Source organism: Pseudomonas sp. LAMO17WK12:I5, assembly GCF_900215165.1.
Lineage (GTDB): Bacteria > Pseudomonadota > Gammaproteobacteria > Pseudomonadales > Pseudomonadaceae > Aquipseudomonas > Aquipseudomonas putida_A.
In genome coordinates, this window is the sequence record NZ_OBDS01000006.1 from 229,676 (window position 1) to 243,051 (window position 13,376).

General features: G+C 60.9%; 12 protein-coding genes. 3 read left to right on the forward strand and 9 right to left on the reverse strand.

Annotated features, from left to right (window positions below; translation table 11 throughout):
* Positions 1 to 377: 377 nt before the first annotated feature.
* From CRO59_RS12550 to inhA, 4 genes are all read right to left on the reverse strand, one after another.
* The gene (locus tag CRO59_RS12550; protein ID WP_097087656.1) at positions 378 to 845 is read right to left on the reverse strand and encodes a hypothetical protein; all 468 of its coding nucleotides are present in this window, start codon (positions 843 to 845) and stop codon (positions 378 to 380) included.
* A 181-nt stretch (positions 846 to 1,026) separates the two neighbouring features.
* A complete protein-coding gene (locus tag CRO59_RS12555) occupies positions 1,027 to 2,592 on the reverse strand; it encodes a PAS domain-containing methyl-accepting chemotaxis protein (RefSeq protein ID WP_097087658.1) in 1,566 nt (521 codons plus the stop codon).
* A gap of 102 nt (positions 2,593 to 2,694) precedes the next feature.
* Positions 2,695 to 3,486 (reverse strand): CPBP family intramembrane glutamic endopeptidase, encoded by a 792-nt coding sequence (locus tag CRO59_RS12560; RefSeq protein WP_097087660.1) that lies wholly within the window; start codon positions 3,484 to 3,486, stop codon positions 2,695 to 2,697.
* A gap of 236 nt (positions 3,487 to 3,722) precedes the next feature.
* Positions 3,723 to 4,409: an isonitrile hydratase gene (gene inhA, locus CRO59_RS12565; RefSeq protein WP_027614210.1), complete on the reverse strand. Its 687-nt coding sequence runs from the start codon at positions 4,407 to 4,409 to the stop codon at positions 3,723 to 3,725.
* Between the two features lie 89 nt (positions 4,410 to 4,498).
* Here inhA and CRO59_RS12570 point away from each other — a divergent pair, with 89 nt between their 5' ends.
* Positions 4,499 to 5,530, forward strand: coding sequence for a GlxA family transcriptional regulator (locus tag CRO59_RS12570; RefSeq protein ID WP_097087662.1), 1,032 nt, complete (start codon positions 4,499 to 4,501; stop codon positions 5,528 to 5,530).
* On the opposite strand, the gene CRO59_RS12575 is transcribed toward CRO59_RS12570, so the two are convergent.
* The 4 genes from CRO59_RS12575 to CRO59_RS12590 form a co-directional block, all read right to left on the reverse strand.
* A complete protein-coding gene (locus tag CRO59_RS12575) occupies positions 5,493 to 6,131 on the reverse strand; it encodes a BRCT domain-containing protein (protein WP_097087664.1) in 639 nt (212 codons plus the stop codon). The two genes, CRO59_RS12570 and CRO59_RS12575, sit on opposite strands and share 38 nt — an antisense overlap.
* Positions 6,132 to 6,143: 12 nt before the next feature.
* On the reverse strand, positions 6,144 to 6,533 hold the full coding sequence (locus tag CRO59_RS12580; protein WP_097087666.1) for a hypothetical protein: 390 nt from the start codon (positions 6,531 to 6,533) through the stop codon (positions 6,144 to 6,146).
* A 390-nt stretch (positions 6,534 to 6,923) separates the two neighbouring features.
* Positions 6,924 to 8,750, reverse strand: coding sequence for a glycoside hydrolase family 15 protein (locus CRO59_RS12585; RefSeq protein ID WP_097087668.1), 1,827 nt, complete (start codon positions 8,748 to 8,750; stop codon positions 6,924 to 6,926).
* Entirely contained in the window at positions 8,743 to 9,543 is an 801-nt protein-coding gene (locus tag CRO59_RS12590) for a glucose 1-dehydrogenase (protein WP_097087670.1), read from the reverse strand. The genes CRO59_RS12585 and CRO59_RS12590 overlap by 8 nt, the downstream gene beginning before the upstream one ends.
* 251 nt (positions 9,544 to 9,794) lie before the next feature.
* Between CRO59_RS12590 and CRO59_RS12595 the strand changes: the two genes are divergently transcribed.
* On the forward strand, positions 9,795 to 10,967 hold the full coding sequence (locus tag CRO59_RS12595) for an MFS transporter (protein ID WP_097087672.1): 1,173 nt from the start codon (positions 9,795 to 9,797) through the stop codon (positions 10,965 to 10,967).
* Positions 10,968 to 11,146: 179 nt separating this feature from the next.
* On the opposite strand, the gene CRO59_RS12600 is transcribed toward CRO59_RS12595, so the two are convergent.
* Entirely contained in the window at positions 11,147 to 12,280 is a 1,134-nt protein-coding gene (locus CRO59_RS12600; protein WP_097087673.1) for a cupin-like domain-containing protein, read from the reverse strand.
* A 132-nt stretch (positions 12,281 to 12,412) separates the two neighbouring features.
* Here CRO59_RS12600 and CRO59_RS12605 point away from each other — a divergent pair, with 132 nt between their 5' ends.
* Positions 12,413 to 13,147, forward strand: a complete 735-nt coding sequence (locus tag CRO59_RS12605) for a thioesterase II family protein (RefSeq protein ID WP_097087675.1) — start codon at positions 12,413 to 12,415, stop codon at positions 13,145 to 13,147.
* Positions 13,148 to 13,376 lie beyond the last annotated feature (229 nt).

Here is a 13,376-nt window from a genome sequence, read left to right on the forward strand (position 1 = left end):
CAGCCTTCCGATGTCGCCTGTGGATCAAGATCAAAAGCGGTACTCGAGCTAACGCTCATCGTGTTGAGTGGTGAGGAGCAAGAGCGGTGCGCGTTCTGCTCTTGCTTTTGTGTGGGAACCCGCCTGCTGGCGATGGCGGCCTGACAGCCGACCAATTCCTTACTGAAGTACCCGGCCCTACTGTGGGAGCGAGCCTGCTCGCGAAAGCTGTCTTCCAAGCGCCATCCATTTCAAACAAGCAATAAACCCCGGAGGCTTTCGCTAACCGGTTTTTCACGATCAAAAGATCGCAGCCTGCGGCAGCTTCAAGGAGTCATTCTTGCAAATTACATTGAAGGGGTACTCTTCTGGAGTTGCTGCGAGCACCCCTGCCAGATCTAGCCAGCATCCGACGGTCTCAGTCTCGTCATGGTGAAAGTCCCCTTGGGATTCAGGCGATAGCGATGACTTTTGAACACGGCCTCGAATGATCCCGTAGCGATATCCGTTTCAGCATCATATTTAACGCTGAGGATCGCCGAGTCGGCGTCCACCGAAGCCATTCCGATAAATCCCGGCGGCGCAGGGATCCAATGGCTGTGGACAAATGTCAGCCCGTCGTCGAGGTTATAGACGCCCGTGAGTGCCTCATCGGATTGGTAGGGCAGCGTCATGGAGAACGAAAAATAGCTTTCATCGTCGAAATTTCCTGTTCCACCACTGATGGACCAATACCGCTGACCCAAGAACTCGTCCTGATAGAAAGATCTGAATTTCGCTGTGTTCCGTTTACCGCCCAATCTCCATTGAAACCTGTCATCACTGACGAGTGGTTTTTTCGGGAGAAACATAACGTGAGTGGTCATTGTTAAACCTGCCTTTTCGAGTAAGAGGAGGTGTTACAACCGACTGCAATTACGGTTTCTCTTGATACCCGCTCGGATAACGGTGCGTCTACTGTCAGATCTGACAGGTGCACAAGCAAAAAAAACCCGGAAGCTTTCGCTGTCCGGGTTTTTTGCGGGGAGACCAGCAAGAGTTTTGCTTTTAGCGGTTAAACCGCTCCACCAACGAATACTGAGTATTCGCCGTCTTGGTCAGCTCTTCACTCAGCAACGCCGAGTTATGCGCCTGTTCCGAGGTCTGATCCGCCAGTTCCGAAATGTTGCTGATGTTGCGGCTGATCTCTTCAGCCACCGCACTTTGCTCTTCGGTCGCCGCGGCGATCTGGGTGGTCATGTCGGTGATGTTGGCCACTGCTTCGCTGATGCCGACCAGTGCCTGATCCGCTTCCAGTACCCGCGCCACACCTTCTTCCGCCTGGCGATGGCCGGCTTCCATGGTTTGCACGGCGCTGGACGCGGTCTGTTGCAGCTTGGCGATCAGGGCGTGGATCTGGCCGGTGGATTCGCTGGTACGTTGCGCCAGTTGGCGCACTTCGTCAGCTACCACGGCGAAGCCACGGCCCATCTCGCCGGCACGTGCTGCTTCGATGGCGGCGTTGAGCGCGAGCAGGTTGGTCTGGTCGGCGATGCCTTTGATCACGTCGACCACGCCGCCGATTTCGTCGCTGTCCTTGGCCAGTTGGGTGACGGTCAGGCCGGTTTCGCCGACCACCACCGACAGGCGCTGGATGGCTTCGCGGGTTTCCCCGGCGATGTCGCGGCCGCGACCGGTCAGGCGATTGGCTTCCTGGGTGGCGTCGGCTGTGCGCTGTACGTGGCTCGCCACTTCCTGCGTGGTGGCGGCCATCTGGTTGACGGCGGTGGCGACCTGTTCGGTTTCCACGCGCTGGCGCTCCAGACCGCTGGAGCTGTTGTGCGCCAGGGCGTCGGACTGTTTGGCCTGATCGGTCAGGTGCTCGGCAGTGTCCTGCAGACGGGTCAGGCAGGTTTTCAGGCGCGCTTCCTGGCTGAGGATCGACATTTCCAGACGCGCCTGCGCGCCACGGCTGTCGGTGTACATCTGCGCAATCAGCGGGTCGGAGGTGGTCTGCTCGGCCAGGCGCAGCAGGCGTTTGAGCCCGCGTTGCTGCCATTGCAGGCCCATCAGGCCCAACGGTACCGACAGACCGGCAGCGAGGGCGAAGCCCCATTGCGAGTTCAGGGTCGCGCCGATCACGAAGCTCAACTGGCTGACCAGAATGAATGGCAGCCAGTCCTGCAGCACCGGCAGCCATTTGTCGCTGGAAGGGATCGCCGACTTGCCTTGGTTGATGCGTTGGTAGAGCGCTTCGGCACGGCGGATCTGTTCGGCGGTGGGTTTGATCCGCACCGACTCGTAACCGACCACCTGATTGCCGTCGAACACCGGTGTCACGTAGGCGTTCACCCAGTAGTGGTCACCGGATTTGCAGCGGTTCTTGACAATGCCCATCCATGGCAAGCCTTGTTTCAGTGTGCCCCACATGTGCGAAAACACCGCCGCCGGCACGTCAGGGTGACGAACCAGGTTGTGCGGCGCACGGATCAGCTCTTCACGCGAAAACCCGCTGATTTCGACGAAAGCGTCGTTGCAGTAAGTGATCACGCCTTTAGCGTCGGTTGTGGAAATCAACCGCTGCTGAGCCGGGAAAGTCCGTTCGCGTTGTGTAATGGGCTGGTTATTACGCATGGTTTTTCAATCCGCAAGGCTTTGAAAGGTTGTCGGCGCTGTCAGGAAATTATTGAAGTTTTTTTTCAGATATAAGTACGGCGTCGCAAAACCGCTCTTGCTTCAACCGGCCAGCATCGGATAGGTGAACAGCGCAAAATGCAGCAGGTTCAGCCCGAAATGTGTGGCGATCGCCGCAGCAAGGCCACCAAAACGGTAGGCCAGACCATAGCCGACACCTGCCAGACCCGCCAGCAACACCCAGTGCCATCCCGCGCCCAGATGCGCCAGGGCAAAGATCAGCGATGCCAGCAGCAGAGCGAGGTTGTCGCCGTGGGGCAGGTGCTTGAACAGGCGACTCAAGCCGCCCTGTATATAGCCGCGGAACAGCGCTTCCTCGACCAGCGTCACCAACAGCAGATTGTTCAGCAGCCACAGCCACGCCTGATCGGGCCACTTCGGCGCCCAGGCAATCATGCCGAACAACAGTGCGCCGCCCAGCGCCAGGACGGCGCTCAAGGTCAGGGCGAGGACGCTGGCGTACACCGTCGGACGCAGCGAGCGTGCCGCGACAATCCACGGGCAGGCGAGCAACAGCCAGAAGCCGATCAAGGGTTTGTCCAGATTCAGGTACATCGCAAACGGCACGGCGTCGTCGGTGAAACGCAGTGGGGCAATGGCCCGGCCGTTGGCGAATCCCGGCAACCAGTGCAGCGCCAGCGACAGGGCGAGGAAGATGAACACGGCATGCCCCAACAGGCGCGCCACCGGCACCTGCTGTTGGCGCACGGCGAAACAGGTCAACAGCAATAGTCCCACGGAGATCAGCGCGAGCCAGCCGAGTTGGCCAAAGCTTAACGCCAATCCATAACCGAGGCTGAGAAGTGCCAGATAGAGCCATGGCAACGCCTTCATCGAAAGTCCTTGTGCAGAATTTTGTGGAAGGGCTTTCTACACGGGTGAGGGCGTCGGGACAAGTAAAGCTGTGGCGGGATGCGGGGACAGGCTCCCAACCTGAGGCTATCCACAAAACCCATTGTGGGAGCGGGCTTGCTCGCGAATGCGGTGTGTCAGGCGATAAAAATCTCGACGGATACACCGCATTCGCGAGCAAGCCCGCTCCCACAGTAGATCTGTGTGTGGCTGAGGAATCAGCGCAGATCGAGCTTCGCCGCCGCGCGCTCGGTGATTTCCTTGCGCAGTTTCAGCGACGGTGCTGCACGCAGGCGAGCCTCATCGACGATCGCGCTCGGTGCCGTATCAGGGCTGCCCGAATTGAACGGCGGCGCCGGCGCATATTCCAGTTGCAACTGAATCAACTGCGCCGCCTCGGCTCCCACCAGTTCGGCGGCCAGCACCAGGGCAAAGTCGATGCCTGCGGTAATCCCGCCACCGGTAAACAGATTGCCGTCGCGCACCACTCGGTCCTGCACCGCAATCGCGCCGAGTTTCGGCAGCAGTTCGTGATAGGCCCAGTGGGTGGTCGCGCGTTTGCCTTTAAGCAGACCTGCCGCGCCCAGCACCAGCGAACCGGTGCACACCGATGTCACATATTTGGCCTGCGCCGCCTGGCGTTTGATGAACCCCAGCGTCTGCTCATCTTCCATCAGCGGCCCGACCCCGGCGCCGCCGGGAACGCAGATCACATCCAGATTCGGGCAATCCTCGAAGGTGGTGGTCGGTTTCAACAGCAGGCCGGTGCTGGCGGTGACCGGCACCAGATCCTTCCAGATCAGATGCACCTGCACGTCCGGCAGCGAGGCCAGCACGTCATAGGGCCCGGTCAGGTCGAGTTGCTGCACCTGCGGAAACAACAGAAAACCGATCTGCAACGTCATGGGGTTTTTCTCCAGTTGAGGGGTGGACGGCTTCACTGTAGGCGCGTAGGTTCTGGCGTATACGCCATTAACCCCACGAATTACGCCAAATGCCCAAAGCCATTCACGTACTCGCGTTCGCCAACATGCAGATCCTCGACGTCACCGGCCCGCTGCAAGTGTTCGCCTCGGCCAACGACATCGCCCGCCAGCGCGGCTTGCCGGTGCCGTATGCGCCGTCGGTGATCGCCAGTGAGGGCGGGGCGGTGATGTCGTCGGCAGGGCTGGCGGTGCTGGCCGAACCGTTGCCGCAGCAGGCCAGCGATACCTTGATTATCGCCGGTGGCTGGGGCATTTACCCGGCGGCGGAGGATTTGGCACTGGTGGACTGGGTGCGCGAACATGCGGCGAAATGTCGACGGGTGGCCTCGGTCTGCACCGGCGCTTTCCTGTTGGCGGCGAGCGGCTGGCTCGACGGACGTCGCGTGGTCACCCACTGGACCCGCTGCGAACAACTGGCGCAGCAGCATCCGAAGCTGCAGGTCGAAGCCAATCCGATCTTCATCAACGACGGCCCGGTCTGGACCTCGGCCGGCGTTACCGCCGGCATCGATCTGGCGTTGGCGATGGTCGAGGAAGATCTGGGCCGCGACATCGCCCTCGACGTCGCCCGGCATCTGGTGGTGTTCCTCAAACGGCCCGGCGGGCAATCGCAATTCAGCGTGACCCTGGCCCTGCAGAATCAGGGAAATCGCTTTGATGAACTGCACGCCTGGATCGCCGAAAACCTCACCTGCGACCTCGGCGTCCCGACCCTGGCCGAACAGGCCGGCATGAGCGAACGCAGCTTCGTCCGCCATTACCGCGCCGACACCGGCCAGACCCCGGCCCGCGCCATCGAACTGATCCGCGTCGAAACCGCCCGCCGCTTGCTGAGTGACACCGGGCAGCCGGTGAAACGCATCGCCGCCAATTGCGGGTTTGGCAGTGAAGAAACCTTGCGCCGCAGTTTTCTGCGCGCGATTGGCGTGACGCCGCAGGCGTATCGGGAGCGGTTTTCGGTCAGTGCTGGCGAAGCAGATTCAGCGATGCCCTTAGGGGCTATTACCCGAACAGAACCTTCTGCCAATGATCTTCGCTGATGATCGCAATCGGCACGCCGCTGTCTCTCAGCTCAACGGCTTTCTTGATCTTGGTGCCGTAAGAGCTGTGAAGCCACTGATCATTGCCAATGCTGCCCACTACCAAATAGTGAATCTTTTTGCTGACGGAACCACCAATAAGGCCGCCGCGTTCGAGGATCTGTGACTCACATTCTTTACGTGGCCCATAGGCCATGACGCCTGTAAACAGGAAGACCCGATCAACCAGGCATAACTGTGGGGCAGGGTGGTCGAGAGGAAGACTGGCCGGCGCGGCAAACGTTGGTGTTTGTGTTGGTGCGGTTGGCAGGCCGGTGAACTGATGCAGCATTTCCAGCAGCTCCGCAGACTCGTCGGCGTCCAGAACTCCGTCGCTGAGCATGTCGGCAAGACGCCTGTAAAGGATGTTCACAACCGGATCATCCAGGTGCACCAAATGGGTTTCAATCCAGTTTCTGAGAAACTCGGCTTCTTGCTGGTTGATCGTGCCGTCTGCGGCAAGCCCGGCTGCGATGCCGATGAGAGCATCGACCGAGCGCCGCTCGATTCTTGCCTGATGAAAGAAAGTGCTGCTCTGAAATTCCTGATGCAAATCGACCATCGGTGCTTCTCCTTAAGCCTCGGCTTCCGCCACCTGATTGAAATACTTCGTCCGATCCGGCGTAAACGTCACCCGCATCTTCGTCCGCGAGCAGGTCAGCGAACGCTCTTCAGCCAGATCAATATCCAGATCCTCGCCCCGCAAGCCCTGCCATTGGGCGAGGTATTTCAGCGAGCCGTATTTCTCGTTTTTCTTCAGGCTGCGGCTCACGCCACCTTTCCAGCCGAGCACCGGCAGTTCGCCGGCGAGGCATTGTTGCGCAAGGTCGGGGAAGCGGGTGGCGCGCTGGCGGCCGATTTCCCAGCACTTGATCAGGCCTTTGTCGGCGGCTTCCCAGAGTTGGGTGCGGGTCAGGCCGCTGCGCAGGGGCGTGGCGATGGGGCGGTGGACGTGCTGGGTCATTCTGGTTCCTTGAATTCGGGTTTTATTGGACAGCTCCGCTGTGCCCGTTGCGGTGGATGGTAGGGGGGGATGTAACAGCTGGCAACAGGGTATTTCAGGGTGTAAGTGCAGGTTGCGGGGGAGGGATTTGCCTGGGAGTTGTTTAGAAGAAGTAGGAACAAACCGCACAAACTGTGGCGAGGGGACTCATCCCCGATCGGCTGCGCAGCAGGCGCAAAGCCAAGCAACGCGGTGCTGTTGACGAAATGCACCGGAAAAATCAGGACTGCTGCGCAGCCCGTCGGGGATAAATCCCCTCACCACAGGAGATCTGATTCTGTTTATTTCTGTGTAGGGGTTAGCCCGGCGAAGCGCGCTGATGCGGCATATTTCCTACAGACACTGACGAAATTACGGCTGCCAAACACTCTTCTCCCCACTCAAACGCCGATCCAGAAAACTCGCCGCACTGATCAGCGCCAGATGCGTCAGCGCTTGCGGGGTGTTGCCCAGATGGCGGCCTTTGCTGTCGAACTCTTCGGCGTACAGGCCCAGCGGGTTCGCATAACGCAGCAATTGCTCGAACTCCAGATGGGCCTTTTCCACCTGACCGGCCCGGGCCAGGCATTCGACGTACCAGAACGAGCAGGCGGCGAAGGCGCCTTCGGTGCCGGCCAAACCGTCGATGTTGGCGTCATTGTTGCGGTAGCGGTAGACCATGCCGTCGCGTACCAAGTGTTTTTCGATCGCTTCAAGGGTCGACAGCCAGCGCGGATCCTTGGCACTGACGAAGCGCACCAGCGGCATCAACAGCATCGAACCGTCGAGCGCGGTGCCGCCCTTGTACTGGACGAAATGCCCGCGCTCCTCATCCCAGAAGTTGTCCCAGATGTCGGCGTAGATCGCCTGCCGGGTCTGATCCCACTGGACGAACGGCGCCGGCAGCGAGCGTTTCGAGGCCAGGCGGATGGCCCGGTCAAGCGCCACCCAACACATCAGTCGCGAGTGCAGGAAGTGATGCTGCTCACCGCGCATTTCCCAAATGCCCACGTCGGTTGTCTGCCAGGTCTCACACACCTGATCGACCACTTCGCGCACGTGTTTCCAGCCCTGGTGGGAAATCGCGTCGCCGTACTTGTTGACCAGATACACCGCGTCCATCAGTTCGCCAAAGATGTCGAGCTGAATCTGGTCGTACGCGCCATTGCCGATGCGCACTGGTTGCGCGCCGCCATGACCGCAGAGGTGAGAGAGTTCGGTTTCCGGCAGTTCCTGACGACCGTCGATGGCATACAGAATGTTCAGTTTCGTTGGCTGGCCGCAGCAATCGCTGACCCGCCCGCGCAGCCAGCCCATATAGGCGTTGGCCTCGTCGACAAAACCCAGGCGCATGAACGCGTAGACCGTGAACGAAGCGTCGCGGATCCAGGTGTAGCGATAGTCCCAGTTGCGCTCGCCGCCGGGGGTTTCCGGCAGGCCGAAGGTGGCGGCGGCGAGGATCGCGCCGTGCTTGCGCGAGGTCAGCAGCTTCAACGTGAGGGCCGAACGATTGACCATCTCCCGCCAGCGCCCGCGGTAGTTGGACTGGCCGATCCAGTCGCGCCAGAACTTCAGCGTGCGCTCCAGGCACATTTTTGCGCCGTCATCCTTGAAGCGCGGATCGTCGGCGCCACCGAGGACGAATTCGGCGTGCTGATCCTGTTTCAAGCTGAAGGAAGCAACGGCCGCTTCGCCATCGATGTGCAACGCCTGATCCGCCACCAGCCGCAATGAGGGCTGACCCTCGACGCTGAAAATCACCGATTGTTGATCCATCTGCGCCCGGGTGTCGGCACGCGCGTAGTCATGGCGCACCGCGCAACGCATGTGAAACGTCGCTTCCCCGCTGACCACCCGCACCCGGCGCATCAGCAGCGGCAGGTCATCGACACTGTCGCCGATCGGCAGCAGATCGGTGATTTCCACTACGGCCTGTTCGCTGAGCCAGCGCGTCTGCAAAACGTTGGTGTCGGGCAGGTAGATCTGTTCGCGTCGCGCATCGGGCAAGTCCGGGGCGAGCTGGAAAATCCCTGCCTCGGGCGTGTCGAGCAGCGAACAGAAGATCGACGGGCTGTCGAATTCCGGCCAGCAGAAAAAATCCACGCTGCCCTTGTCGTTGACCAGTGCGGCACTGCGCAGGTCGCCGATGATGCCGTGGGCGTCGATCGGGCTTTGTCGTTCAGGATGATGCTCAGCCATTGCCACGAAACTCCGGATAAAGACTCATGCCGCCGTCGATGAACAGGGTGGTGCCGACGATGTAGTCGGCGGCGTCGGAAGCGAGAAACACCACCGCGTTGGCGATGTCCTCGACATCGCCGATGCGACCGTAAGGGATCAGCTCCAGCAGCTTTTCGCCGGTGGCGCCTTCGGTGGCGTCCTGATTGATCGCCGTGCGAATCGCCCCCGGCGCGATGCCGTTGATACGGATGCGCTGCTGGCTGACTTCCTGGGCGAGGGTCTGCATCAACTGATCGACGCCGCCCTTGGACGCCGCATAGTTGACATGCCCGGCCCACGGAATGCGCTGGTGTACGGAGCTCATGTGAATGATCTTGCCGGCGGCGCGGGACACGCCTTCACGCACACCCTGGCGATTGAAAATCCGTAGCGCGGCGCGGGCGCAGAGGAACTGGCCGGTGAGGTTGACGCCGATCACCGTGTTCCAGTCTTCGAGGGTCATGTCGACCGCAGCGGCATCCTTTTGCAGGCCGGAATTGGCCACCAGAATGTCCAGCGCACCAAAGGCCTCGAGGGTCTCGGCGAACAGCCGTTCAACCTCGTCTTCCTTCGACACATCGGCGCCGATGGCCAGTGCCTGACCGCCATCGGCGATGATCTGCCGGGCCAGCGCTTCGGCGGGTTCGGCCTGACGGTTGTAATTGATCACGACGGCTGCGCCGGCAGCAGCCAGCGCTTTGGCGGCAGCGTGGCCGATGCCGGAGCTGGCGCCGGTGACCAGCGCTACTTGGCGGGCGAGGGATATTTGCATGCAGGGTCGCGCCTTGAGTGAGGGCCTATTTAGCTGACTGGTCGCAAGCCATGAGAGTTCATTCGACGGTGCGGTGTTGTGGTGAATATGCCGGCCTCTTCGCGAGCAGGCTCGCTCCCACGGTTAGAATGCGCTGGCCCCGTGGGAGTGGGCTTGCTCGCGAAGGGGCCTTCACATTCCACCAACAATTGTGCGCTTCCACGCTTATCAACCTTTATGGCAACTTGGCGGCCCCTGATGAGGCTGTACCCATGGCAAACCCCTACCGCGAATTATTCACCGCCCCCGGCGCCCGTGCTTTTGTTCTGGCCGGGATGATCGCGCGCATGCCGATTTCCATGACCGGCATTGGCGTGATCACCATGCTCTCGCAACTCAAGGGCGGTTACGCGCTGGCCGGTGCGGTGGCGGCGACGTTTGCCCTGGCCACGGCGTTTTGTGCGCCGCAGGTCTCGCGGCTGGTGGATCGTTTCGGCCAGGGCAAAGTGCTGCCGCTGTCGGCATTGATCGGTGGCGGGGCGCTGTTGATGTTGCTGCTGTGCACGCGTCTGCAGGCGCCGACCTGGACGCTGTTCATCTTCGCCGCGCTGGCCGGTTGCATGCCGAGCATGTCGGCGATGGTGCGCGCACGCTGGACCGAGATCTATCGCGGCCAGCCGCAATTGCAGACTGCCTATGCGCTGGAATCGGTGCTCGATGAAGTCTGTTTCATCGTCGGCCCGCCGCTGTCGGTGGGTTTGTGCGTAGTGGCGTTTCCCGAGGCCGGGCCGTTGGCCGCGCTGTTGGCGTTGGCGATCGGGGTGACGGCGTTTGTCGCCCAGCGCAGCACCGAGCCGGCGGTACACCCGCAGGAATCACAGCATCAGGGTTCGATCATTCGCTCGACCGACGTGCAATGGCTGCTGGCATTGATGCTTGCCATGGGCGTCATCGTCGGTGTGGTCGATGTGGTCAGCGTCGCCTTCGCCCAGCAGCAGGGTCAACCGGCGGCGGCGAGCATCGTGTTGTCGGTGTACGCCATCGGTTCGTGTCTGGCCGGTATCGCGTTTGGCGCGATGCGCTCGAAACTTCCGTTGCCGCGGCTGTTTCTCTACGGTGGGGTGGCGACGGCGGTGACCACGCTGCCGCTGTTGCTGGCGAGCAATATTTTCGGTTTGTCGCTGGCGGTGTTTGTCGCGGGATTGTTCTTCTCGCCGACACTGATCGTGGCGATGGCGCTGATCGAGCGCATCGTGCCGCCGGCCAAACTGACTGAAGGCCTGACCTGGCTGGTGACGGGCTTGAGCATCGGCGTGGCGATTGGCGCCGCCGGCTCGGGCGCTCTGGTGGATGCTTTCGGTGCACGCAGCGGATTCTGGCTGGCGATTATGGCGGGGGCGGTGGTGTTGGCGTCGGCGTTTCAGAGTTATCGGCACCTGAAATAACCCGGCATTGATGAGCTGTTGTGGTGAGGGGATTTATCCCCGATGGGCCGCGAAGCAGCCCCAAATCCAGCCAGCTCTTTCCTTCAGAAGAAGCGTGCCGGGTGAGTTTGCGACTGCTGCGCAGTCGATCGGGGATAAATCCCCTCGCCACAGAGTTATCCACACAGACAGCGGATGGGTTACCAACCCCGTCCCGAATTCACCCAGAAATTCACCGACAGTGACGTCGACACCGATTCCACCTGATGGAACCAGCCCTCCGGCAGAAACAGCAGATCCCCGGCCTCCAGCGTCACGCGCAGGAATGTCACATCGCGTGCTGCAGGAAAGCGCTCATAGTCCGGTGCGTCGGGGTTGAAGTCGCAGCCATCCAGGCCACCCTTTGGCGCTGTCGACCAGGTGCCCAGCGCTTCGCGGTGATGCGGGGCGGCGAGGGTGAACTGCTTCTGGCCCCAGACCTGCGCGAAGAGGTTGTCGGTGTCGTCGCGGTGCAGCGGCGTCAGTGTGCCTTTGGGTCCGATCCAGATGCGTGGCGGGATGAACAGCGAAGCATCGAAGTAGGGCGGGTACTTGATCTGCTGCAGCAATTGCGCCGGCAGGATGTTGTTGCCCATGTAGGCCGGTGGTTCGCCGTCAGCCCGTTTGACTGCCGGTTCATCCAGCGAGGCAATGAACTCGGCCATCGACGTCGAGCGGAAATCACGTTCGGTGGAAAAGGTCTTCTTCACGTAATCGCCGTGGCGGGTGATGCCCTGCAGTTCGGCGAAATGCACCAGCGATTCTTCGCGACTGAGCTTGAACAGCGGCCAGTCCTGCAGTGCATTGCTGATCACCACCGGGATGCCGTTGGGCAAATACTTGCTTTTGAATTCGCTGACCGACAAATCATCGCGCGCATGGCGCTCGATGCGGGTCTGCACCGGCAGCCCGGCGGTGAGTTGTTCGCTGAAGCGTGGCGGGGTCGGGTAGCGCTTGTTCATGTCGACCTTTTGCGCCACTGCGCCACCGTGCATCGCATGCTCGATAATCTGCGGCAGCAGCGTCGCCAGGCCCATGTTGCCGCCGATTTTCAGGCGTCCGCTGGCGAACAGTTCTTCGACATTGACTCGGCCGCCCATGATCCCGAGAAAATCGCTCTCGGCGACTTCAATGGTCACGTCGGGGCTGGGATGGCGTCCGGGCGCGGTGCGACTGCTGGCCTTGACCTCGGACCAGTAGGCCTGCTGCGGGCCAAACACGAATTGGAAAACGCCTTCGATGCCGACGGCACCGGCGTTGGCGAACAACTTGCCCAGGATGCTCTGCAGGTCCACGGTGAATCCTCGTTATTGGTTTTGGCCTGAACAGTTAACGAGCGCCTGTTGGCGCAATTTACCGTCGCGCGACTAATTTGCCGGGGGCGTAATCCGTTTATCTCTACAGACAAATTTTTCGAGGAAAGCCGGGTGAACAAACTGACCCTGCTGTGCCTGCCGTACTCTGGCGCCAGCGCCATGGTCTATAGCCGCTGGCGGCCAAAACTGCCGCAATGGCTGCAACTGCAACCGGTGGAACTGCCGGGGCGCGGTGCACGTTTCGACGAGCCGCTGCACACGGACATGCGGGCGCTGGCGATGCAACTGGCCAAGGAATTGCGGCCGAATCTCAAAGCGCCGTATGCGTTGTTCGGCCATAGCCTGGGCGCGCTGCTGGCCTGCGAAATCGCTCACGCGCTGCGCGCATTGGGCTGTCCGGAACCGGTGGCGCTGTTTGCCTCGGGCACGGCGGCGCCGACGATGCGCGCCGATTACGATCGCGGTTTTGCCGAGCCGAAAACCGACGCCGAGCTGATCGATCAATTGCGCACGCTCAACGGCACCAGCGAAGAAGTGCTGGCCAATGCCGAGCTGATGAGCCTGACCCTGCCGATCCTGCGCGCCGACTTTCTGCTCTGCGGCAAATTCGAGCCGTTGTCGCGGCCGTTGCTCAACTGCCCGGTGCACGTGCTGGGCGGCAAGGCGGATCGCGCGACCACCGAACAACTGATCGGCTGGAGCAAGGAAACCCGTGGCAGCTTTTCAGTGGACATGCTCGCCGGCGGGCACTTTTTCATTCATGAGCATGAAGCCAAAGTGCTCAAGGTGATCAAGGATCAGTTGGAAGGGCATCATCGCCGGCACAGCCTGATGGCCGTCGTGTAAACCGATTCTGCGGATTCATCCGAGACCCTGTGGGAGCGAGCCTGCTCGCGATAGCGATAGATCAGTCACTGCAACATTGACTGACAGGTCGCTATCGCGAGCAGGCTCGCTCCCACAGGGTTTTGTCTGTCTGACAGTTGTTCTCATTCGCTAATTTTTCCGGTCTGCATTCGTTTTATAGGGACGACGTGCCTTTGTGCTTCCTGCCTACTGATCCGGATGCTGAGAA

Excerpts from the sequence above, each read along its gene's own strand:
- CRO59_RS12550 (WP_097087656.1), bottom strand. The coding sequence starts at position 845 with ATGACCACTCACGTTATGTTTCTCCCGAAAAAACCACTCGTCAGTGAT.
- CRO59_RS12555 (WP_097087658.1), bottom strand. The coding sequence starts at position 2,592 with ATGCGTAATAACCAGCCCATTACACAACGCGAACGGACTTTCCCGGCT.
- CRO59_RS12560 (WP_097087660.1), bottom strand. The coding sequence starts at position 3,486 with ATGAAGGCGTTGCCATGGCTCTATCTGGCACTTCTCAGCCTCGGTTAT.
- inhA (WP_027614210.1), bottom strand. The coding sequence starts at position 4,409 with ATGACGTTGCAGATCGGTTTTCTGTTGTTTCCGCAGGTGCAGCAACTC.
- CRO59_RS12570 (WP_097087662.1), top strand. The coding sequence starts at position 4,499 with ATGCCCAAAGCCATTCACGTACTCGCGTTCGCCAACATGCAGATCCTC.
- CRO59_RS12575 (WP_097087664.1), bottom strand. The coding sequence starts at position 6,131 with ATGGTCGATTTGCATCAGGAATTTCAGAGCAGCACTTTCTTTCATCAG.
- CRO59_RS12580 (WP_097087666.1), bottom strand. The coding sequence starts at position 6,533 with ATGACCCAGCACGTCCACCGCCCCATCGCCACGCCCCTGCGCAGCGGC.
- CRO59_RS12585 (WP_097087668.1), bottom strand. The coding sequence starts at position 8,750 with ATGGCTGAGCATCATCCTGAACGACAAAGCCCGATCGACGCCCACGGC.
- CRO59_RS12590 (WP_097087670.1), bottom strand. The coding sequence starts at position 9,543 with ATGCAAATATCCCTCGCCCGCCAAGTAGCGCTGGTCACCGGCGCCAGC.
- CRO59_RS12595 (WP_097087672.1), top strand. The coding sequence starts at position 9,795 with ATGGCAAACCCCTACCGCGAATTATTCACCGCCCCCGGCGCCCGTGCT.